Origin of the sequence: Exiguobacterium sp. BMC-KP (assembly GCF_001275385.1) — a bacterium.
In the GTDB taxonomy this organism is placed as follows: domain Bacteria; phylum Bacillota; class Bacilli; order Exiguobacteriales; family Exiguobacteriaceae; genus Exiguobacterium_A.
The window spans coordinates 368,181-392,070 of the sequence record NZ_LGIW01000015.1; the positions used below are offsets into that span (position 1 = coordinate 368,181).

The 23,890-nt window shown below is 48.3% G+C and carries 20 protein-coding genes; all 20 read left to right on the forward strand.

The annotated features are described in order from the left end of the window. Window positions 1-43: 43 nt before the first annotated feature. The 20 genes from ADM98_RS07395 (at window position 44) to ADM98_RS07490 (ending at window position 23,888) form a co-directional block, all read left to right on the forward strand. Window positions 44-838, forward strand: coding sequence for a TIGR00282 family metallophosphoesterase (locus ADM98_RS07395; RefSeq protein WP_053452908.1), 795 nt, complete (start codon window positions 44-46; stop codon window positions 836-838). Between the two features lie 29 nt (window positions 839-867). Next, window positions 868-1,128 carry a stage V sporulation protein S gene (locus ADM98_RS07400; RefSeq protein WP_023467705.1) on the forward strand — a complete coding sequence of 87 codons (261 nt, stop codon included), beginning with the start codon at window positions 868-870 and terminating at the stop codon, window positions 1,126-1,128. A 189-nt stretch (window positions 1,129-1,317) separates the two neighbouring features. Continuing rightward, window positions 1,318-3,066 (forward strand): 2-oxoacid:acceptor oxidoreductase subunit alpha, encoded by a 1,749-nt coding sequence (locus tag ADM98_RS07405; RefSeq protein WP_053452909.1) that lies wholly within the window; start codon window positions 1,318-1,320, stop codon window positions 3,064-3,066. After that, a complete protein-coding gene (locus ADM98_RS07410; protein ID WP_023467707.1) occupies window positions 3,053-3,919 on the forward strand; it encodes a 2-oxoacid:ferredoxin oxidoreductase subunit beta in 867 nt (288 codons plus the stop codon). The genes ADM98_RS07405 and ADM98_RS07410 overlap by 14 nt, the downstream gene beginning before the upstream one ends. Window positions 3,920-4,018: 99 nt before the next feature. Then, complete coding sequence (gene tdh / locus ADM98_RS07415; RefSeq protein WP_053452910.1) at window positions 4,019-5,107, forward strand: L-threonine 3-dehydrogenase; 1,089 nt, start codon at window positions 4,019-4,021, stop codon at window positions 5,105-5,107. Continuing rightward, on the forward strand, window positions 5,107-6,282 hold the full coding sequence (locus tag ADM98_RS07420; protein ID WP_053452911.1) for a glycine C-acetyltransferase: 1,176 nt from the start codon (window positions 5,107-5,109) through the stop codon (window positions 6,280-6,282). The genes tdh and ADM98_RS07420 overlap by 1 nt, the downstream gene beginning before the upstream one ends. 148 nt (window positions 6,283-6,430) lie before the next feature. Next, window positions 6,431-8,044 carry an alpha/beta hydrolase gene (locus tag ADM98_RS07425; RefSeq protein WP_053452912.1) on the forward strand — a complete coding sequence of 538 codons (1,614 nt, stop codon included), beginning with the start codon at window positions 6,431-6,433 and terminating at the stop codon, window positions 8,042-8,044. Further along, window positions 8,041-9,495, forward strand: coding sequence for a phytoene desaturase family protein (locus tag ADM98_RS07430; protein WP_053452913.1), 1,455 nt, complete (start codon window positions 8,041-8,043; stop codon window positions 9,493-9,495). Before ADM98_RS07425 ends, ADM98_RS07430 begins: the two co-directional genes overlap by 4 nt. A gap of 124 nt (window positions 9,496-9,619) precedes the next feature. Then, window positions 9,620-9,907: a hypothetical protein gene (locus ADM98_RS07435; RefSeq protein ID WP_029341204.1), complete on the forward strand. Its 288-nt coding sequence runs from the start codon at window positions 9,620-9,622 to the stop codon at window positions 9,905-9,907. A gap of 105 nt (window positions 9,908-10,012) precedes the next feature. Continuing rightward, window positions 10,013-11,281, forward strand: coding sequence for a DUF445 domain-containing protein (locus ADM98_RS07440; RefSeq protein WP_053452914.1), 1,269 nt, complete (start codon window positions 10,013-10,015; stop codon window positions 11,279-11,281). Further along, window positions 11,278-12,105 carry a DNA-3-methyladenine glycosylase family protein gene (locus ADM98_RS07445; protein ID WP_053452915.1) on the forward strand — a complete coding sequence of 276 codons (828 nt, stop codon included), beginning with the start codon at window positions 11,278-11,280 and terminating at the stop codon, window positions 12,103-12,105. Before ADM98_RS07440 ends, ADM98_RS07445 begins: the two co-directional genes overlap by 4 nt. A 111-nt stretch (window positions 12,106-12,216) precedes the next feature. Next, a complete protein-coding gene (locus tag ADM98_RS07450; RefSeq protein ID WP_053452916.1) occupies window positions 12,217-12,654 on the forward strand; it encodes a RicAFT regulatory complex protein RicA family protein in 438 nt (145 codons plus the stop codon). A 62-nt stretch (window positions 12,655-12,716) separates the two neighbouring features. Then, a complete protein-coding gene (mutS, locus tag ADM98_RS07455) occupies window positions 12,717-15,248 on the forward strand; it encodes a DNA mismatch repair protein MutS (RefSeq protein ID WP_053452917.1) in 2,532 nt (843 codons plus the stop codon). 10 nt (window positions 15,249-15,258) lie between these two features. Next, window positions 15,259-17,100: a DNA mismatch repair endonuclease MutL gene (gene mutL, locus ADM98_RS07460; RefSeq protein ID WP_053452918.1), complete on the forward strand. Its 1,842-nt coding sequence runs from the start codon at window positions 15,259-15,261 to the stop codon at window positions 17,098-17,100. Window positions 17,101-17,524: 424 nt separating this feature from the next. Continuing rightward, on the forward strand, window positions 17,525-17,914 hold the full coding sequence (locus ADM98_RS07465; protein WP_053452919.1) for a CidA/LrgA family protein: 390 nt from the start codon (window positions 17,525-17,527) through the stop codon (window positions 17,912-17,914). Further along, a complete protein-coding gene (locus ADM98_RS07470) occupies window positions 17,907-18,590 on the forward strand; it encodes an LrgB family protein (RefSeq protein ID WP_053452920.1) in 684 nt (227 codons plus the stop codon). The genes ADM98_RS07465 and ADM98_RS07470 overlap by 8 nt, the downstream gene beginning before the upstream one ends. Before the next feature lie 102 nt (window positions 18,591-18,692). After that, the gene (locus ADM98_RS07475) at window positions 18,693-19,211 is read left to right on the forward strand and encodes an AAA family ATPase (protein ID WP_053452921.1); all 519 of its coding nucleotides are present in this window, start codon (window positions 18,693-18,695) and stop codon (window positions 19,209-19,211) included. Between the two features lie 107 nt (window positions 19,212-19,318). Beyond that, window positions 19,319-21,358 carry an ATP-binding protein gene (locus ADM98_RS07480; protein ID WP_053452922.1) on the forward strand — a complete coding sequence of 680 codons (2,040 nt, stop codon included), beginning with the start codon at window positions 19,319-19,321 and terminating at the stop codon, window positions 21,356-21,358. A 237-nt stretch (window positions 21,359-21,595) separates the two neighbouring features. Next, a complete protein-coding gene (locus ADM98_RS07485; RefSeq protein WP_053452923.1) occupies window positions 21,596-23,425 on the forward strand; it encodes an anaerobic ribonucleoside triphosphate reductase in 1,830 nt (609 codons plus the stop codon). Continuing rightward, window positions 23,394-23,888 (forward strand): 4Fe-4S single cluster domain-containing protein, encoded by a 495-nt coding sequence (locus ADM98_RS07490; RefSeq protein ID WP_235504848.1) that lies wholly within the window; start codon window positions 23,394-23,396, stop codon window positions 23,886-23,888. Before ADM98_RS07485 ends, ADM98_RS07490 begins: the two co-directional genes overlap by 32 nt. The last annotated feature ends 2 nt before the right edge of the window (window positions 23,889-23,890 follow it).

Here is a 23,890-nt window from a genome sequence, read left to right on the forward strand (position 1 = left end):
GGCGGGCGACCGCCACTTTTTTTAATGAACGGAGGAACAACAAATGAAGATTTTATTCATCGGAGACGTCGTCGGTGCACCCGGTCGGCATATCCTTCAACAATTCACAGCACGCTTGAAAGCAAAATATAACCCGAACGTCATGATTGTCAACGGCGAAAACGCGGCACATGGACGCGGGATCACGAAGTCGATCTATCATCAATTCCTCGAACTCGGATTCCACGGCATCACGATGGGGAACCATACGTTTGATAATCGTGACATCTTTGACTGGATTGACGACGCAGATCGGATTGTCCGTCCTGCAAACTATCCAGAAGGAACTCCAGGACGCGGGATGATGATCGTCAAGGCAGGCAATAAAAAGATTGCCGTCATCAACGTGCAAGGAACCGTCTTCTTACCACCGCTCGGAGACCCGTTCCGAACGGTCGATGCATTGATTGCGGAAGTCGAAGGAAAAGTTGATGCGATCTTCGTCGATGTTCATGCGGAAGCAACGAGTGAGAAAATCGCGATGGGCTATCACCTCGACGGTCGAGTACAAGCCGTCGTTGGCACACATACGCACGTCCAAACAGCAGATGAACGTGTCCTTGACGGAGGAACGGCTTATATCACGGATGTCGGGATGACAGGTCCATTGAATGGTGTCCTCGGTATGCGCCAAGAAGATGTCTTACGAAAATTTAAAACACAGCTCCCAACACGGTTTGAAGTTGCCGAAGGACGGGAACAACTTAATGGAGTCTTGATTCATATCGATGACACAACGAAAAAAGCAACGAAGATTGAACGGATTCATCTGACGGATCAGTCAGTATTCTTCGACTGATTGCCACTTCTGGATGGGGAGGTACACGCATGGACGTCCTGAAAGTATCAGCTAAGTCGAATCCAAACGCGGTAGCAGGTGCACTCGCGGGTGTCATTCGAGAGAGAGGTTCCGTCGAGATTCAGGCCATTGGTGCGGGAGCACTCAATCAGTCTGTCAAAGCCGTCGCCATCGCACGTGGATTCGTGGCTCCTTCTGGCATTGACTTGATTTGTATCCCAGCCTTCACAGACATTTTAATTGATGGAGAAGAGAGAACCGCCATCAAACTGATCATTGAACCACGATGACGAATTGGACATAGGTCCTATTTGCAAGTAGACCATTTACTCGACTGGAGTAGATGGTCTTTTTGCTGCGTCTGCGAATTTTTCTTACCTTTCCATCGAGGGAGCATTGTACTACTTCCGGTAAATCGGTATCATGAGGGAGGATAGAGAGAACTATCATTTCAGGGGACAGAGAAGGAGCGAACGTCGATGTATAATCAGTTATCATGGAAAGTTGGCGGTCAGCAAGGAGAAGGGATCGAATCAACAGGCGAAATCTTTGCGATTGCCTTGAATCGACTCGGCTATTACTTATATGGCTACCGTCACTTTTCGTCACGTATCAAGGGAGGGCATACGAATAACAAGATTCGTGTCGCCACACAGGAAGTCCGAACGATTTCCGATGATCTCGATATTTTGGTCGCGTTCGATCAAGAGACGATCGACGTCAACTTCCATGAGTTACGTCAAGGAGCCATCATCATCGCAGATGCGAAATTCAATCCGACGAATCCAGATGAAGCACGTGCCTCATTGTATGCGATCCCATTTACGGAAATCGCGGCTGATCTCGGTACGGCTTTAATGAAGAACATGGTCGCAATCGGTGCATCAAGTGCGATTCTCGGGATTGCACCGGAGCGTTTCCAAGCCGTCGTCGAACAGATTTTCGGACGAAAAGGTCCAGAAATGGTCGAGAAAAACTTAGCGGCGATTCGCGAAGGCGCAGCGGCATTTGAAGCTCTTGCAGGAGATGGTGAGCGATTCGTCTTAGATCCAGCAGACGGGAAACAGCGGATGTTCATGATCGGAAACGATGCGATTGCTCTTGGTGCAATTGCTGGTGGAGCACGTTTGATGGCGGCTTACCCAATCACACCATCATCTGAAATCATGGAATACTTAATTAAGAAATTACCGCAGTTCGGCGGAACCGTCGTCCAGACAGAAGACGAACTAGCAGCGGTGACGATGGCAATCGGTGCCAACTATGCGGGTGTCCGTGCCTTGACAGCATCTGCTGGTCCAGGACTATCGCTGATGGCGGAAGCAATCGGCTTATCTGGAATGACAGAAACACCGCTCGTCATCGTCGATACACAACGGGGTGGTCCGTCAACAGGTCTACCAACGAAACAAGAGCAGTCGGACTTGATGGCGATGATCTACAGCACGCACGGAGAGATTCCAAAAGTCGTTCTTGCGCCGTCAACAGTTGAAGAAGCGTTCTACGATGCAGCAGAAGCCTTCAACATCGCGGAAGAATATCAGTGCCCCGTCATTCTATTGACGGATTTGATGTTGTCGTTAGGTAAACAATCCGTCGAAACGCCGGATATGTCACGGGTTGAGATTCGTCGTGGAAAATTGATTCAAGAGGACTTGCCGGAGCTTGAAGGAAAAGCGTACTTCAAACGCTACGAAGTGACAGAAGATGGGGTTAGTCCACGTGTCATTCCTGGTATGAAGCACGGAATCCATCACGTGACAGGTGTCGAGCACAATGAGGAAGGGCGTCCGTCAGAAGCGACAAAGAACCGTGTCGATCAGATGACGAAACGACTCCGTAAGCTGAATACGTTCCGTCTACCCAATGCTGTTCTCGTAACGGAGCATCACGAAGACCCGGATATCTTATTCGTCGGTTTCAACTCGACGCGTGGAACGATCGAAGAAATCATGCCACGTCTCGAAGCACAAGGGTTAAAGGTTGATCACTTGCACATCCGTCAAGTCCATCCATTCCCAAGCGAACTCGTCACGCCACATTTAGAACGAGCAAAACGTGTCATCGTCGTCGAGTACAACGCAACGGGACAACTGGCGAAACTGATCCAGATGAACTGTGGATATGCACCGAAGATCGAGCATATCCTGAAATTCAATGGCGATCCGTTCTACCCAGCAGAGGTCGTCGAGCAGGTCGTAGGAGGGGTATATCATGGCAACCTTTAAAGATTTTAGAAATGATGTTAAACCAAACTGGTGTCCGGGATGTGGGGACTTCTCGATTCAAGCAGCGATTCAGCGTGCTGTCGCGAACGTCGGTCTCGAACCAGAAGAGTTAGCACTGATTTCCGGGATTGGCTGTTCTGGTCGGATTTCTGGTTATATCAATACGTATGGCTTCCATGGCGTTCATGGACGTTCCCTACCAATCGCCCAAGGTGTCAAGATGGCGAACCGTGAATTGACGGTCATCGCGTCAGGTGGCGATGGGGATGGCTTCGCGATCGGAATGGGACATACGATCCATGCCTTTAAGCGAAATGTCGACATGACGTATATCGTCATGGACAATCAGATTTACGGCTTGACTAAGGGTCAGACGTCACCAACTTCTGCACCAGGATTTAAGACGAAGTCGACACCAAAAGGATCAATCGAAAAAAGTGTTTCACCGGTTGAACTTGCTTTGACAGCAGGCGCGACATTCGTTGCCCAAAGCTTTTCGAATGACTTAAAAGGATTGACGCAATTGATCGAGCAAGCAACAGCACATAAAGGATTTGCGTTCATCAACGTCTTCAGTCCATGTGTCACATTTAACAAGGTTAATACGTATGATTGGTTCAAACAAAATTTGACGAAGTTGTCCGATATCGAAGGATATGATCCGTCGAATTTGGATCTTGCGAAACAGACGGTTCATGCACATGACGGACTCGTCATGGGACTGATCTATCAGGATGAGACACGTCCTGATTACCAGTCACAAATCGACGGCTATCAAGAATCTGGTCTCGCCTATGCGGATCTTGAGTTAAATGAAGAAACATTCGGTAAACTGGCAGCAGAATTCATGTAAGATAGAGGAAAGATGTGTTTGGTTTTTTGGGGATGCTAAACATTTGGAAGTTCACAACATATAAATAAATGTGAACTTCCGTGAAGGAGTCGGGGAAAGATGACGAAATTAGTAACGACGGTAGAAGAGACAGCAACGACGAAAACGATGCGTGCGCTCGTCAAAGAAGAGCGCGGGTTCGGTGCAACACTGAAAGAAGTACCGGTACCCGTTCCGAGTCGTGGGGAAGTCTTGATTCGTGTTGAGGCAACATCGATTTGTGGTACGGACGTGCATATCTATGAGTGGGACGCGTGGGCAGCATCACGTGTCAATCCACCATACGTCTTCGGTCACGAGTTCTCAGGAGAAGTCGTCGAGCTCGGAGAAGGTACAAAACGTTTGAAACTCGGTGACCGTGTCTCGGCTGAGACGCATATCGTTTGTCATCAATGTAAACAGTGTCTACGTGGTCAATACCATATCTGTAAGAACACGAAGATCATCGGTGTCGACACACAAGGCTGTTTTGCAGAATACGTCGTCATGCCGGAAGAAAACCTCTGGGTCAACCCGGAAGACATGCCAGCAGGGATTGCTTCGATTCAAGAGCCGATGGGTAATGCCGTTCATACAGTCCTTGCGAGTGATGTCAGTGCCAAAACGGTCGCAATCGTCGGTTGTGGTCCAATTGGTTTGATGGCAGTCTCAGTCGCTAAAGCAGCCGGTGCTGCGGAAGTCGTCGCGATCGACGTCAATCCATATCGTCTCGAGCTAGCACGGACGATGGGGGCGGATGTCGTCATCGATTCACGTCATGACGATGTCTTAGAGCGGATCGAGCGTATGACGGACGGAGACGGGATTGATGTCGTCTGTGAGATGAGTGGTCATCCAGTTGCAATCCGTCAAGCGTTCGAGATGGTGACTGCAGGTGGAGACGTCAACATCCTCAGTCTACCGGTCAAACCGGTCGAAATCGATTTGACGAATCATGTCGTCTTTAAAGGCGTGCGTGTCCAAGGCATCACAGGTCGGAAGATGTATGAGACATGGAGTCAAGTCTCTGCTTTCTTATCGAGCGGAAAAGTCGATGTCCGACCGTTGATCACACACACATTGCCGCTCGAGCGGTTCGAAGAAGGATTTGAATTGATGCGTCAAGGGAAATGCGGGAAAGTCGTATTACAACCAAGGGGGACGAATTAATGGGATTTGAACACTTACGAACAGAACTAGAAGAGATGAAACAAGCGGGCACGTTCCGCAACCTTGTAGCACTCGAAAGCGCGCAACATAACCGCGTGACGATCGACGGGAAGGAACTGATTCAACTCTCATCGAATAACTATCTCGGACTAGCAGCACATCCGCGTCTTGCTGAACAAGCAGCAGAAGCGGCGCGGACGTTCGGTGCCGGAACAGGATCGGTTCGAACGATTGCCGGAACGCTCGAGATGCACCAAGCGTTTGAGCGGGAACTCGCGACATTCAAGCATACGGAAGCGGCACTCGTCTTCCAGTCTGGTTTTGCGACGAATCTCGGTGTCTTATCGGCATTGCTCGGTCCTGAAGACGTCGTCATCTCGGACGCGTTGAACCATGCGTCGATCATCGACGGAATCCGTCTGACGAAAGCAAAACGTCGGATTTACAACCACGTTGACTTAGCGGATCTCGAAGCGGCATTACAAGAAACACAAGACGCACGGACGCGCCTCGTCGTCACGGACGGTGTCTTCTCGATGGATGGGAACATCGCACCACTTCCAGAAATCGTTGAATTAGCCGAGCGGTATGACGCGCTCGTCATGGTCGATGATGCGCACGCTTCAGGTGTTCTTGGGAAAGCAGGACGCGGTACGGTCAATCATTTCGGTCTTGACGGTCGTGTTGCCTTGCAAGTCGGTACACTCTCAAAAGCAATCGGAGTTCTCGGTGGATACGTTGCGTGTGAACAACACGTCAAAGATTACTTGATCCATAAAGGGCGTCCGTTCTTATTCTCGACATCACATCCACCAGCAGTCGTTGAAGCAAACCGGGAAGCACTTCGTGTCATGGAAGAAGAAACGGTCCTCTTTGATCGTCTGTGGGAAAACACGGAATTCTTCAAACAAGGATTACGGGATCTTGGATTCGATATCGGGACGTCTACGACACCGATCACACCGGTCATCGTCGGTGATGAGGCGCGTTGTCACGAATTATCCGATCGCCTCCGTCAAGAAGGTGTCTTTGCTCAAGGAATCGCCTTCCCGACCGTTGCAAAAGGAAAAGCACGTGTTCGGACAATCGTGACGGCTGAACATACACGCGAAGACTTAACGACAGCTCTTGCAGCATTCGAAAAAGTCGGTCGTGAATTAAACTTGATTGGTTAATGCTAATCACGAACGAACGTCGTTCGCATACTTTCAGGCAGTGGGTCGTCGACCCGCTGCCTGCTGTGCGTCCTGACAGCAGAATCAAAGTTGACCGTTTTTACTTTTGCGAGATAGGGAATAATAAGTGCGGAAAGGATGTGACCTAATGAGTACAAAGAAAAAAGGGATATTGCTCTCATTTTTGATGCTGACACTGCTCCTTGGGGGTTGTATTCGCATCCAATACGACGCGACGATTCATACCGATCAGAGTGTCACCTTAAAGACGACATATGCCGCAAAGGAACATCCGGTTGCGCGTTTATTGAATCTGAATCCCAATTGGAATAGTTATGTCAAACAGGCAGAGAAGAATGGTTATTCGGCGAAGACGTTCAAGACGAAGGATGACTACGAAGGCATCCGGATGCAGAAGACATTTGCGAACTTCAAGGACATGACGTCGATCAAGGACGAATGGAAGACGGGAATCGGAGGAATTCTCATTCCACCTGATACGAAGTTCGACATGAAAAAATCAGACGGGTTTTGGTTTGATACGTACCGATTAGACACGAACATCGACCTCAGTATCGATCGCCTGAACATCAAAGGCTATCAACCGACGGGTCAAGTCAAGAAACTCGCCGATCGTTATATTCGTCAGGCGGATATTGAGATTAAGCTCCACGGTCCAAAAGTGATTGGACTCCAAAACGGTGAAAAAATTGATTGGTCGAATTATCATGATGTGTCATGGAAATTATACGGGACAAAAGCGAACCAGCTACAATTGATTGCTTATGTGCCGAACCCGACTGGTTGGATCATTACCGGCATCGTATTGTTGATTGGTGTCGGATTATTCCTCTACTGGGTCTTCCATCGTGTCCGTAAACTCCGACGACAACAGTTGAAGACGATCAGCATCTCACTTCTTGTCTGTTTGATTGTCGGTGGAGGAGCGTGGTGGCTGTTTGCAGAAGATACATCGAGTGCTCCACCACCCACCCGTCAAATCATCACGCAAGGAAAGAGCGAAATCGTGCCGACATTTCTCGTTCATGGATTGTTTGGGACAGAGCGGACGTTCGTTCCGATGATTCAGAACTTCACGAATAAGAAAGTTGCGGATGACGGGGGGCGATGCGACGTGACGCGTTCAGGGAAAGCGACCTGTATCGTGAAACCTTCACCGACCGGTTACCCACTCGTCCGAATCGTCTTTGCGGATGATGAGGCAAGTCTTGCCGACCAACAGAAATGGTTAAATGCGGCGATTGCCGCTTATGATGTGAAGCAAAAAGCGACCTTTGCTGATATCCAGCTTGTTGGACATAGTATGGGTGGTGTCGATGTTGTCGCCTATACGGTGCAAGAGGAAATGCCATATCATGTCCGGAAAGTCGTGACGCTCGACTCACCGATTGCTGGATCTGATTATGCGAAGCTCGGATTGACGCTCGCGCCACTTGGAACGAACACAAACAGTCCTGCGCTTCGCGATCTTGCAAAAGGATCGGCAGCGATGAACAATTTAACACAACGTCTTGAGACGTGGCCCCGTGACGTACTCGTCTATTCGTTTGGTGCTAAAGGGGGCGACTTCAATCTGATTTCCTTAAATAGTTCGTTTGCACTCGAGAACTATACCGACAACATTCAGACGAAATCCTATAAGTATGATCACTTTACGATTCATCGCCGGGAGCCGGTCTTCCGCGAAATCCGCAATTTCCTGTTTAAAGAAAATCGGGTCACGGAGGAGGAGTCACCTTGAAACATATCGTCATCATCGGAGGAGGAATCGCTGGTCTAACGGCTGCTGCACTGATCGCACAAGAAGGGCATGCCGTCACGGTACTTGAGGGAAGCCGCGAATGGGGAGGTTCAGCTGGAAAGTTCACACGCCGAGAGCTGACCTACCCAGTAGGGGCGACGCTCGGAATGGGATTCGAGCCAGGTGGGATTCATGCCCGCGTTCTCGACCATCTCGGAGTGACGCATCGCGTCGAATCGCTCGACGTCGTCATGACGATTCGGGTTGGAGAACATACAATTCATTATTATCAGGATCGTCATACTTTTCTGACTGAGTTGATGTCACATTTTCCAGAGCAGGCACCATCCATTCATGCCTTCTTCGCTGAGATCGAGCAGATTCATGAGGCAATTCGTCCCTTGATGGCAGAACTGCCGGCATTGCCACTCCAAGATTTCTCTGACGTACGACGATTAATCCGTCATGCGAAAAGTGCGGTCCTCTTACCGTATTTCCCGATGACGATTGGTCATCTCTTACGGAAGCATCAACTAGCAGATACGTTGTTCGCACAAGTGATTGACGGAATCTTGCTCGACAGCATGCAGACAGGTCAGGAAGCTTCTGCCTTACTCGGAGCAGTCGCCTTATCGATTTATCATGAAGGTGCCTATTACGTTCCGGGTGGCTTATACCGACTTGCTGAACAATTGAAAGAGACAGCTGAGGAAAATGGTGCGGCATGTTTACTTGGACGAAAAGTCACCTCGATTCGCAAAACGCCGGATGGTTTTTTGATTGAAGACCGTCGAGGACGACTAATGATTGCAGACGACGTCATCTGTGCAGTTCCACTTGAAGGTATCCGGGAAGTCGTCAGTACGGATATGCAACAGACATTACAGCGGACGTATCGACGTCAAGAAAAATTACAGCAGTGGGCAACCTTTACGTATTACGCGGCGATTCCAGAATCAATCATCGTTTCGGACGAAGCGTTTCGACAAGTCCATGATCCATCCTTGCCTTCCGGTCATGCCTTCATCTCTCTTTCTCGATCCGATGATCGGTTACGCGCACCGGTCGGTCAACGGACGCTGACGATGTCATGTCATGTTTCGATTGGTGCCTTTGATAAGACGGATCGGGAACGGTACGCGGAACAAGTCGAGACGATGTCCGCGATTTTCGAAGTCATTCTTGAACAACAATTTCCTGGCTTTAAGCAGCAGGCAATCGAACGGCATCCGGGTGGACCGGGGGCGTGGGTTCGTTATACGTTCCGTCCGGACGGTGGAGTTGGCGGCTATCCTCAGCGCCCGAGTACGAGTCTGCTGTTCGCAGCACCGTTTCGAACAGGGATCAACGGATTGTTTGCGATTGGTGACACAATCTTCCCTGGTGCAGGGACGATTGGAGCGACGACGTCAGCGATTCATGTTGCTCGACAGTTTGGCGTCAGAATATGAGAAATCGTTGTAAAATGATGAAAGAAGCGACGCAGCTGTCGCTTTTTTCACATTTGAGGATTATGATGAGGAAGAGTCGGGAACATGATATCCATGAAGAGAAAGAGAGAAGGAGTGAAAGACCATGGAGACGTTCGAGCAAAAATGTCAGTCGTTCATTCAGGAACGACGACCTGAAGTTGGTCCGATTCAATTCGAGTCGGCGCGGACATTCCTCAATGCACGCGGTTTAAGTGTCTATGAACGGATTTATCAAGGGAAAGAAGAAGTACGATTAGCGTTCGTCGAGCAAACGAACGGGCAACAACTCGTTTCATTAATGGAAAATACATTCGGCAACGGACTAGTTTATTTTGTCTCAACGGCAACCGCGACATGGGATGGCGACCGTTTTGGTGAATACACGTTTTAAGTACATAGAGAGTCCCAGTCGATGACTGGGGCTCTTTCGTGTCGAAACCTAATCTGATTTCGATTCGTAAGGTAGATAAGTGACTCAGTTGAAGGAGGAAACGATGTGTCATCACTTGAACAACCTAAAACATCGACTCGGCGGCTTGCGACCGTCTCGTTGATTTTCATGGCGGTCGGATTCGTCGTCTCATTGCCATTTAAAGAAAATGCCTGGGTCTTCTGGCTCCAGAGTGGCTTTGAAGCAGGACTCGTCGGTGGGATTGCCGACTGGTTCGCGATCACGGCGCTCTTTCGCCATCCACTCGGCTTAAAGATTCCCCACACGAATTTGTTACCGAAAAATCGGGAACGGGTCATTGAATCAATCGTTCACATGCTCGAGACGGATTTGCTCAATAAAGAGAGCATCGTCGCGAAACTACAGCATATGACGCTTGCCGATCGTGTCATCAAAATCTTACGCTCGATTCTTGTTCTGCCTGCTTTTCGTGCGACCGTCACCGAACTCATGATCGGTCTGATTCGGAAGTTGCCGAAAGATGCAATTCTTGAGTTCGCGAATACACGCGTGACGGAGACGATTAAAGATTATCCATCAAAACGGCTGGCTATCCGCGCGATGGAGTTGAATGAGGAACGTCGACTCGACGAGTGGTTGATGGATCAGTTACTCGGTTATGGACAACGATTGCTTGAAGATCCGATCATCCGCGAACAAATCGGACGTCTCGCTTATACAGCGATGATTGATCAAGAAAAGAATACGTTCTTGCGGGTGACGGCACGCACTGTGCAAAAAGTTTACTCAGAAGAAAAACTCAGTCTTGTCATTCAAGGCGTTTTGTTGACGGTCATTCAAGATATGCGACAAGTCCATCACCCGAATCGTTTAGCGATTCTCGATCATCTGCGTCGTAATCTGGCACAGTTGTCGATTGATGAAGAGCGCCTTGCAAAAATCGATGCCTGGAAGGCAAGCGAAGTCGACCGGTTTGACTTTACTCCAGTCATTGAACGTGCGTATGACGCCGGATTACTTGAACTCGAGCGCTACTTGACGTCAGATGCCTTCTGGACGGAACGGGCGATGCCAATGTTATCGCGTGCTTTAGACGACTGGGAACAGCATCCAACGTTTAAAGATAGCAGTGATCAGTGGATGAAGGAACAACTCGTTCGCTTTGTCGAACAAAATCATCAAAAAATCGGTGGACTGGTCCGTGAGAACTTAAACCGCTTTGATACCGAAACGTTGATTCATATGATTGAAGATAAGGTCGGCAGTGACTTACAGTGGATCCGGGTTAACGGAGCTTTGTGTGGATTCATCATTGGTCTGATTCTCGGTGCGATTAAGGTGTTCGTCGGATGAGTCGGTGGACGTATGATCTGATATTGCCGGAAGCATTTGATTTTAAAGGAGTCGTCTCTCGTTTGACAGAAGATCCATTGCAAGTTGAGCGCGCAGGACGTCTCGTCGTTCCGGTGTTCATCGAAGAACAGGCGTATCTAACGACAGTCGAAGCGGTTGACGCCTGGACGTTGCGGGTCGACGGGACAGGACCACAAGCGGCGGTATTAGCGCAATTAAAGCGGCGCTTTCGACTCAGTGAACCGAATCCGGCGAAAGGTCTTAAGGCAACGTCGTTACACGCGATCGTTGAACGATTCGGGAACGAACGACTCGTGCTTGACCATTCGCCCTTCACGGCGCTGATCCGTTCAATCATTCATCAACAAATTAATCTATCGTTTGCCCATACGTTGACGGAACGCGTTTTTCGAACGTTCGGGACGGTTCAGGACGGGATCATCTTACCGCCGACGCCGCGCCAATTAGCGGTAGCGCGGCGAGAAGATTTGCTGGCCTTACAACTATCAGGACGTAAAGTCGATTATCTACTGGGTGTAGCAAAGGCAGACATCGATTATGACGCCTTAGCGGCAGCGGTCGACGCAGAAATCGCCGAGACATTGATTGCATTAAAAGGAGTAGGACCATGGACGGTTCAAAACGTCTTAATGTTTGGGTACGGTCGTCCGGATTTATTTCCGGCATCAGACATCGGGATTTTACGTGCTTTCGAACAGTTACTTGGGTATCGACCAACGGTAGAGGAAGCAACACGCTTAGCTGAAGAATTTGCTCCTGTCCGCAGTCACGCGGCCTATCTGTTATGGCGTTCAATCGAATAAGGAACTATTCTTGTCACTCTATCGCGAGAACGGTATAATGAATGCGACAGAACGAGGAATCGTTCAAAATGCTAAGGGAAGCGACGTGTTCGCTAACGATAGAGGGGACGAATGTGGATGTATACAGATGAACAAATCATCGAAAAAGCCAATGAAATCGCCAAAATGATTTCTGAGACACAGGAAGTAGAACGATTTAAAGCGGCAGAAGCTAACATCAATGGAAATGAAAAAGTCCAAAAGATGATGAAACAAATCAAGTTCCTTCAAAAAGAGGCAGTGAACTGCCAACATTACGGCAAAACAGAAGCACTCGCACGTGTTGAAGCGAAACTCGATAAATTGTTCGCTGAGCTCGATGAGATGCCTGTCGTCCAACAGTTCCAGGAAACGCAAGAAGAAGTGAACGGGCTTCTCCAATACATCACGGTGACGATCTCGAACGGGATTACGGATCAAATCATCGAAGCAACGGACGGAGATGTTCTCGCTGGTAAGACAGGTAGCGGCATGGAAGCAGAAAACAAAAGCGGCGGTTGCGGCTACTAATCACGAAATGAACGAAAAGCCGACGGACATCCGTCGGCTTTTTCTACGAATGAGGTGGAAGAATGGAAGCAGTACACAACACTCCGATGATGAAACAATACTTCTCGATCAAGGCGGATTATCCGGACGCTTTTCTGTTTTATCGGCTCGGAGATTTTTATGAATTATTCTTTGATGACGCCAAAAAGGTCGCCCATGAGCTGGAATTGACACTGACGGCAAAAAACGGGAAGAACGCCGAGCATCCGATTCCAATGTGCGGTGTACCGCATCACGCAGCGAACAGCTACATCGAACAGCTGATTGAACGCGGCTATAAAGTAGCACTGTGCGATCAAGTAGAAGACCCGAAGTTGACGAAAGGGCTCGTCAAACGCGAGGTCATTCAAGTCATCACACCGGGAACGTTGATGTCCGCCCTGACGGAAAAAGAGAATCGGTACTTAGTCGTGGTCGTCGAACAGGACGGTCGTTTTGGGATTGCTCGTGGTGATGTCTCGACAGGTGAGAGTGCCTTAACAAGCGTTGCGACACTCGATGGTGTGGTTAAGGAACTGAGTATCATCCTGCCACGCGAGATCATCGTCACGACAGAGGAACACGAGACGGCGCTTGCGCACTTACGGATTCCACTGACGCGCAGTTCGCGGCGCGAATCGCATCCGCACGGGGATCGCGCAATTGATACAGCGCAAGCGGAAGCTTTTGCAGTACTCTATGCCTACATGCACGATACACAGAAACGAGCATTGACGCATCTGCAGCCCGCTGTTGTCTATGAAGCGAGTGATTTCATGCAGCTCGAGCCGAATACCGTCAAGAACCTTGAACTCGTCCGCTCGGCACGGACAGGGGACAAAAAAGGTTCGTTGCTCGGTTTACTTGACGTGACGGGAACAGCGATGGGTGGACGAATGCTAAAACGTTGGCTAGAAAAACCGTTGTTATCGGAACGCGTTATCACGGAACGACTCGACGCTGTTGAGGAACTGTTGCAACACTATTTCGAACGTCAGCAATTAAAAGATACATTACGCGAGGTCTATGATCTCGAGCGACTCGTCGCAAAAGTCGGTTACGGAACAGCATCCGCTCGCGATCTTGTTCAATTGAAGTCGACGTTACGGCTGATTCCGCGTATCCAATCAGCGCTTGAGGAGATGATGAGCGAACGTCTTGGTCAACTCAGCCTCGGACTCAATCCGCACGATGAATTGAGCGATTTACTCGATCGTGCCTTCGTCGAAGCACCACCGATCTCAACAAAAGAGGGTGGCATGATCAAGTCCGGTTATTCACCAGACCTCGACGAGTTGCTCGTTGCCTCAAAAGACGGGAAGACATGGCTTGCGACGCTTGAAGCAAGCGAGAGGGCAGCTACAGGGATCAAGACGTTGAAGATTGGCTACAACCGCGTCTTCGGCTATTACATCGAGGTATCGCGTGCGAATGCGAAACTCTTACCGGAAGGACGGTATGAACGGAAGCAGACGCTCGCCAATGCTGAACGTTATATCACACCGGAGTTAAAAGAAAAAGAAGCGCTGATCTTAGGTGCGGAAGAAAAAAGTGTCACACTCGAATACGATCTCTTCTGCGGAGTGCGTGACGAAGTCAAAACACATATCGAAAGCTTACAACGGGTTAGTCGTCGTATTGCAGAACTCGACGTCCTCGTTGCACTCGCGGAGATCGCTGAGACACACGACTACGTCCGACCAACCACGACGTCGGGACGAACGGTCAATATTCAGCAAGGACGTCACCCAGTTATTGAGACAGTCTTACCGCGCGGTGAATACGTCGCGAACGGAATCACATTAAACGAAGGACGCGAGATGCTGTTGATCACTGGACCGAACATGTCCGGTAAATCGACCTATATGCGACAATTCGCTTTGATCGCTTTACTGCATCAAATCGGCTCGTTCGTACCAGCCGCTCAAGCGGAACTCCCGATTTTCGATCAAATTTTTACGCGGATTGGGGCAGCGGATGACCTAGTCAGTGGGCAGTCGACATTCATGGTCGAGATGGTCGAAACACAAGAAGCGTTGACGCGCGCAACAGACCGGTCGTTGATCTTGCTTGATGAAATCGGGCGAGGGACGTCGACGTATGACGGAATGGCACTCGCGCAAGCAATCGTTGAATACATTGCAAGTCATGTTGGAGCGAAAACGTTGTTCTCGACGCATTATCATGAATTGACGGTGCTCGAGGAATCGATTGATCGACTAGCAAACGTTCACGTCCGTGCTGTCGAACAAGATGGACGCGTCGTCTTCTTGCATGAAGTACGCGATGGAAAAGCCGATCAATCGTACGGGATTCACGTCGCGCGACTTGCTGATTTACCAGACAGTTTGATTGAGCGGGCGCAAGTCCTCTTGTCTGAGTTCGAGCAGGCAGAGCCTGTTCCGGTCACGGCACCTGTTAAAGCCCCTGTTCAGGAGGAGCAAATCGATCAACTCAGTCTGTTCTCAGAAGCGGATCCGTTACGTGAGACGATGGCTAGTCTTGATTTGATCAACATGACGCCACTTGAAGCACTGAATACGCTATATCGTCTACAATCTGAAGCGAGAAAGTGAGGAGAATGCAGTGGGAATCATTCGCGAATTATCCGATAGTTTAGCGAACCGGATCGCGGCTGGAGAAGTCGTTGAACGTCCCGCATCAGTCGTTAAGGAATTGGTCGAGAATGCGCTTGATGCTGGTGCGACGCAAATTGATGTCGAGCTTGAAGAAGCGGGAATGAAGCGGATGACGATTCGCGATAACGGACATGGATTTTATCCGGATGACGCCGAACTGGCTTTCGTCCGTCACGCGACGAGTAAGATCAAGGACGAGCATGATTTGTTCCGGATCAAAACACTTGGTTTTCGCGGAGAGGCACTTGCCTCGATTGCATCCGTCAGTAAAGTGACGTTGAAGACAAAACGCGAGGACTCGGAAGGGATTCAAGTGACACTTGAGTACGGTACGGTCATTAACCGGACACCGGCAGCGATGAATCGTGGAACGGAACTGTCGGTTGAAAATCTATTCTTCAATACACCGGCCCGTCTGAAATACTTGAAGACGACACATACGGAGCTTGCCGCGATTACGGACGTCTTGAACCGAATGGCGTTTGCCCATCCAGAGGTCAAACTCCGGGCAACGCATGAAGGAAAAACACTAATCCAGACGAATGGATCAGGAGACGTCCGGCAAGCACTTGCGAGTGTCTACGGTCATCAAACGATCCAAGGGACATTGATTGCGAAAGGATCAAACGCCGACTATCAATTGACATGTCATCTCGTCAAACCGGAAGTGACCCGTGCCTCGAAGAATTACATCACGTTGATTCTCAATGGACGTTCGGTCAAAAACTTTGCCCTGACGCAAGCCGTTTTGAACGGTTACCATACGTTGTTGCCAATCGGGCGTTATCCGATTGCCGTCATCGAGGTGGAGATGGACCCGCTCCTGATTGATGTCAACGTCCACCCGGCGAAACGGGAAGTCCGTCTCTCAAAAGAGATGGAACTGTGCCAACTGATCCAGGAGACGATCAAGATGACGCTCAGCCGAGAGACGTTGATTCCGAAAGTGACACCATCAAAACCAAAAAAAGATCCGAGTAGTCAAGAAAAGCTCGATTTTTCTTACGTCGCGGAGCCAGTTGAAGAAACATCTTCACGAGCAGTCTGGAATTATCCGATACCGAAAAAAACGCAAGACGAGCGACCTCCTGAGGAAAAGACGTTACCGTTCGGAGAAGAGGAATTCGAACCAACGGAGTTCGCACCGAACGAACCGAGTGTTTCAGTAGAAGAGGAACCTGTCCATCAAGAGCAGCCTGCACGTCCACGTTTCCCACATTTAGACGTCATCGGTCAACTTCATTCGTCGTATATCGTCTGTGCCGGAGAAGACGGGATGTATATGATTGATCAACACGCGGCGCAGGAGCGAATCAAATACGAGACGTATAAAGTCATGTTCGGTCGACCACCGGAGCAACGTCAGCAATTATTGCTTCCTTACACATTTGAAATTTCGTCGGACGACATGAAACGAATGGATGAAGTCCTTCCGTTACTGAAGGACGTCGGGATCGAGTTCGAAGCGTTTGGTCCACAAAGTTTTATCGTCCGAGAAGTTCCGACGTGGTTCCCGTCCCATCGCCAGGAAGAGACAATTCAGGAGTTACTCGATGAAGCGTTGATGAAACGAAAAATCGATCTTGAGACGTACCGGGAAGACGCTGCCATCATGATGGCGTGTAAGAAATCGATCAAAGCGAATCATCCACTGAACGAGGAGATGATGCGCAGATTGATTGCCGATTTGGCTCAAACACAGATGCCATTCACATGTCCACACGGACGTCCGGTCATCATCGAATGGACGACGTATGAACTTGAGAAGCTATTCAAACGAGTCATGTAATAGAAATAGACGATACCGTTCAGTTGTCTTAGATTACAGAAAAGGGAGCTGACTCAAAAGTCAGCTTCTACAAAGAATGACGCGTCACACGCGACTCCTACAGGAAAAGCGCATTTATGCGCTTCAGAGACAAACAAGACCCGCTTTCCTGCTTGAATAAAGCAGGAAAAACCGGCTTGTGTCTCGCCTGAGGAAAGTGCGTGAAAAGACGCGTCATTCTTTTTTTGGAGTCAGACTTTTTTCATTCGTCTCGACTCATTTATTGTACTGATACACGACTGACTAGTTTTTGTTTGTGCTAATACAAAAAAGGTATAGATTTTCATGAGAACGGTTACTTCACTTGATTAACTAGATTTCATTGATTGTTGAGGAAAAGAGGCGGATAATAAAGCCTGAAACTGTTAACAAGGGGACCTTTATCATGCTTTCACGCGTTATGCGTATTATTCAAATCATTGCTCAAATCGCACTCATTTTTTGTTTTTCGCTCAGTGGGGACTGGGTGAGTAAAACTTTCGAGTTACCATTACCCGGTAACATCATCGGCTTGATTCTTTTATATGTGGCGTTAAAAAGTCGCCTGATTCCGCTCTTTGCCGTTGAACGGGGCGGGACATTTCTTCTGTTCGTCATGCCACTATTCTTTGTTCCAGCATTGTCCGGAATCATGGATTATACGGCATTTCTCCGGGCGTCCGGTTTACAGGTCGTATTGATCGTCGTCGTTAGTAGTCTGCTGACGTTAGTTGGATCAGCCTATATCGTTGATCGACTAGCACACCGGAAAGAGGCGGTGACACGACATGAATGAGGCACTGTTTTGGATCATCCTGTCCATTGCATTGTTTAGTATCGCAATGTTCATCTATCAACGTCATCCTCGTGTCTGGACGTTACCAATCCTGACGGTAACGGCAGTTCTGATTTTAATTCTCGTCTATTCTGGGGTCTCACACGCAGAATACATGCAAGGTGGTCAGTATCTATCGAAGATGCTTGGACCAGCGATTACGGCATTTGCGATTCCGCTCTACCGAGTCCGGCATCACGTTCGGCGCTTTTTACCAGAAATCGGACTGGGTGTCTTGCTTGGAACATGTATTGCCATGAGCTCTGATTTATTACTTGGTCTATTGCTTCATCTGGAGCGGACGACGAACCTCGCATTATTACCGAAATCGGTCACCTTACCCGTCGCCTTAGCGATCTCTCAAAAAGCAGGTGGTACGACGACGCTGACGGCAGCATTCGTTTTACTAACCGGATTGACGGGATCGATCGTCGGTCCTAAATTAATGACGAGCTTAAAGATTCGGCATTTCGTCAGTCGCGGAGTTGGACTCGCATCGATTGCTCACGTCATGGGTGCGACGAAATCGATGAGTCTCGATCAACGCGAGGGGGCGGTCGGACTGTTGACGATGGTCTTGACGGCAGTTTGTGCTAGTGTGCTCGCACCGTTTTTAATTACATGGTTATATGGTTGATCACTCTGTTTAAAAGCAGAGTGGTTTTTTTTGTAACCGATTGAAACTTGTCTTCTTGTTTTTCAGTATAGTAAAACAGAAAACAGAGTGGAGGAAACTATAATGATCATCTGGATTAACGGTACGTTTGGCGTCGGTAAGACGACAGCAGCAACTGGGTTACAACAACGCTGGAGTGGCTCATATATCTTTGACCCGGAAGAGACGGGTTATTTTTTACGAGCGCAACTGCCGGAAAATAAAGACGATTTTCAGGATGAACCGCTTTGGCGAACATTCAATCGACAACTACTCGAACAGCTCAATACAGAGGATGCCCGGATCATCGTGCCGATGACCTTGACGAATCCGGAGTATTTTCAGGAAATCATCGGAACGTTACGCGATAGTGGTCATGATGTCCGTCATATCGCACTGATGGCAAAGGAGGCGACCGTCAAACGTCGACTCATCAGTCGTCTTGAGAGTCCGAATTCTTGGGGTGGAAAACAAGCGGAGCAACGATTGCGCCAACTGTCCGATCCACTGTTCAGTCAGCAGATTAAGACGGACGATCTGACAAAAGGACAAATTGTCGATGCCATCGCCCTTGTGACCGGAATTGAACTCTCGCCCGCCTGAGCAGACAGGATTCAAGATAGGTGTTTCCGGGAATCACTAGGTGATAGAGAAAGAGGAGGAAACAATCTTGAACGAAGGGCAACTTATTGCTAGGAGGATTTATGAATATGAAACACTGGATGACTGAGAAATTAGGCAGACAATTGATGGCGATTTTCTATAGTGTCTTTGCACTAAGTGTCATCACATCGGTTGCCAGTTATTTATATGTAGATAACGCCGCAGGACGAACGAAAGAACAAGTACTTGACCAGTTGCAAAAGACACAATGGTTCTGGTCGTTGAACTTGCTGATTTTTTTATTTTGTCTATTGTTCATCGTACGCCCGTTGATTCACAAGGTGACGTCACAGCTTCAAGAACTGAACGTCAAAAGTCGGCGTCTTGCGGAAGGAAAGTCGATTTCGCTCGAACATGACGTCGATAGTCATAATGAAGTCGGTCAATTGACGGCATCATTTTACCGCATGGCGCGTTCGATCTCCTCCCAACACGCTGAACTATCAGCGAAGAATCAAGAGATGGAACACAATCAAGAGGTACTACAACAAAAACAAAATGAACTTGAACGAGCGCTTGAAGTGACGCGGACGAATGAGCTTCATTTACAAGATCGGAATGAATTAATCGAGACACTTGCTTCAAAAGAAAGTTTATTTGATTACTCATCCGTCATTAGTACAATCGTCCGTCTGACGAAAACAGAGTTCGGGGCATTGTTATTGATCAAGAATAACGAAATCGCCCAAGTCGTTCCAAAAGAGATGACAGAAGATCAGCAAGAAAGCTTAAAGACTGAATCACTGCTTCTCAAACGCGTCATGATTTCAAAGGAAACGGCTCACTCCTCGAAAAAGGTCGCAAATGATGATCTCATCAAGTATCCGTATCACGTTTACGAAGGTGTCATTCCAATCATGGATCCGGCGAAGGAAGAACTGATTGCGTGTCTCTATCTGGCTCGTTTTGACGCACCATTCAATCAAAAAGATTTAGCAGAACTCGAATCGTTTTCAAAACAAATTGCGATTTCATTAATGCGGATGTCCCTTTATGAACAGATGGAATACGAACGAAAAGAGACAGCACAACTGTTGAATTCCGTTCGGGAGGCGATTCTTTATATCAAACATGAAGAGAAGACGATTTTAGGAAACCAAGCTCTGTTTGATATCTTCCAGTCGTTACAAGTCGAAGAGGATAATGATTCGATGACCTTCCTTGAAGTTCGACCGGAGACGATGTTTGAGCAAATGGATCAGAAGGAAGCCTTTGAAGCATACTTTGAAGAAGTCTTATCCGGTGAGATTCCAGAGGGAATGTTCTCCTTGTCGATTGATCAAGGCGAGTATTTTATTCAGGTTTATGCCGAAGCCATTGCTCACGGAGAACATTCAAAAGGAACGATTCTTGTCTTCCGCGATGTTACAGCTGAAACAGAGGTCGACCGTGTGAAGTCTGAACTCGTCTCGACCGTCTCGCATGAACTCAGAACACCCCTTTCATCCATCTATGGCTTTACAGAGCTGATGTTGAAACGTGATCTGGACCCAGAGCGAAACAAACGGTACTTGCAGACGATTCACGATGAATCAAAACGCCTGACGGATCTCGTCAGTGACTTCTTGAACGTCCAGCGGATGGAATCAGGAAAACAAGAGTACGACAAGCAGATTTTTGATCTCAAAGAAGTTGTTAAAGAACAAATTCAATTTTATCAAGCGGCAACGGAGCAACACAGTCTGCAACTTGATTTAAATGACGAACAGGACTTCATGGTCGAAGCAGATGCGAACAGCATGAAGCAATTACTGGGAAACCTGTTGAACAACGCGGTCAAATATTCACCAGACGGTGGCGATGTCGTCGTCACGATGACCCATCAGCATAATCAAATCGAGCTGAGTGTTCGTGATTTTGGGATCGGAATTCCAAGTCACTCGATGCCACATTTGTTCAGTAAATTTTACCGAGTCGATAACTCAGATAGCCGAAAGATTGGTGGAACGGGTCTCGGTTTATCAATCTGTAAAGAAATCGTTCGTGCTCATGATGGAAACATCGAAGTCGAGTCGATTCTTGGAGAAGGAACAGTTTTCCGGGTTAAATTACCAAGTGCAGCAGACGCGTTACTCGAAGCGGAATGAAGAGAGGAAGAAGAGGCGACATCAGGTGCCTCTTCTTTTTGTCGTACTTCGTGTGAGATTCGTCCAAAGAAACGACATTGCATAAATGGTGGTAGGAACGGACTTTTACGAAATAAATCAGACAGATTCATGACAGAATGGCTAAAACGGTTGAAAAAATCGTAAATTATGCAGGGATTGCGAACGTTTCTGGACCCTCGATATAGTGAACAAAAAAGCGAGAGAGGAAGAAGGATCATGGAGAGTTTAGAAACGTTACTGACACCAACTCGGGATATCGAACAGGAGAATGCAAACATTGATGGCAAAACGCCACTTGCGAAATTACAACGAATTGCTGGAGAAGCTGCGCGACAGATGATGCGACGACAACTCGAACCGGAGGTTTTACAGGCAATTGACGATAACATCTTATATATTCATGATGCAGATTATTACGTCACCGGAACTACGACTTGCGCTCAAATTCCACTCGGTCAGCTTCTCTCAAACGGGTTTCAGACGACACATGGATCGATTCGACCAGTGCAAGACATCCGCTCTGCTCTTGCCCTCGCGGCAATCATCGTCCAAGCGAATCAGAACATGCAACATGGTGGACAAGCATTTGCGACGTTTGATGATGATGTAGCACTCTTCGTTGAAAAAACATATCAACGAGAATTAATTAAACTAAAGGAACTCGTCCCGCAATGGAAGCGACAAAAGCGGGAACAACGTGCGTGGCAAGAAACGTATGAAAAGACATTTCAGGCGTGTGAGGCATTCATCCATAATATGAACTCGATGCATTCGCGTGGCGGCGGACAAGTCCCATTTTTGTCTGTCAATTACGGAACGAATACAACGCGAGCGGGACGTCTCTTCCAGCGTGCTTTGCTGATAGCGACAGAGCGGGGACTCGGTAAGGGAGAAACACCAATCTTTCCGATTCAAATCTTTAAAGTCAAACAAGGAATCAATCTAGCGTCAACCGACCCGAACTACGACCTGTTTCAACTAGCAACGCGCGTGACAGGAAAACGATTGTTTCCGAACTTTGCCTTTCTCGATGCACCATTCAATCGACAAACAGAAGTAGGAGGACCGGAAGTTGCGTATATGGGATGCCGGACACGGGTGTTCGAGGATCGTGGGGACGCACCTTCCGTTACGGGTCGAGGAAATTTATCGTTTACGAGCATCAATCTCGTTCGCTTGGCACTTCAAAGTAAAACGGTCGACCAAATGTTTGAAGCTGTCCAAGAGACAACCAAAATTGCCTGCAGACAGTTGCTCACACGTTATGAGCTACAGGCAAGTCGAACCGCTGACGAGTTTCCATTTTTATATCAGCATGTCTGGAAAGAGGGGGAAACATTGCGTGGTGAGGATAACGTTGGTCCTGTTTTGCGACACGGGACGCTAGCAGTTGGGTTTATCGGTCTCGCTGAATGCTTGACTGTCTTAACAGGAAGCCATCACGGTCATTCCGAACTCGCGCACCGAATAGGCGTTGCCTTAATTCAAGCGATGCGAACTGTCGTCGACAATTATGGCGAACGGACAGGATTGAATTTTAGTTTGCTGGCAACTCCAGCTGAAGGGTTATCGGGTAAATTTACGCGTCGCGATCTCATCGACTATGGTGAGATTGAAGGAGTGACGGACCAGCTTTATTATACGAATTCTTTCCATATTCCCGTCGATGCTCCCGTCACGATTCGAGAGAAGATTCAGCTCGAAGCTCCGTTTCATGCATTGTGTAATGGTGGACATATCACCTATGTTGAGACGGATGGTGCGCTTGCCGGAAATCCACAAGCGATTGAAGATATCGTTCGGATGATGGCGAAAGCTGGAATTGGTTATGGATCGATCAATCATCCGGTTGACCGTTGTCTCGATTGCCGAACAGAGCAGACGATCGAGGAGCAATGTCCAGTTTGCGGAAGTACATCAATCGAGCGAATTCGGCGCATCACAGGCTATCTCGTCGGTACGCTAGATCGTTGGAATGAAGCGAAACGAGCAGAAGAGCAGAATCGGGTGAAGCATGATGTTACGCGTCCTCTCCCTTCTACCTGATTCTGTCGTGGATGGACCAGGATTACGAACAGTGCTGTTTCTCGCCGGTTGTCCGCATCACTGCATTGGTTGTCATAATCCAAGTTCCTGGGATCCGGCAGGGGGTGTGGAATGGACAATCGAAGAAACAGCGGAACGAATTCGAAAGGTCGGAAATCGTCGTTTGACTTTGTCCGGAGGGGAACCATTGTTACAGACGTCAGCACTCATGCAACTTCTCGAACAACTTGGATCAGACTATGATGTGATTTTATATACCGGTTATCTACTAGAAGAGATACTACAGCGCCGACGATGGCATCCGCTTATACTGCGAGTAGATGGACTAATCGATGGTCCTTTCATTCAATCAAAACTCGATCAAACGACCAGCTTTCGGGGGAGTACGAATCAACGGATTTATAATCGAAAGCAATTGGAAGAAGCAGTCTATAGCATAGACAAAAACTCCCCGTCTCATTAGAC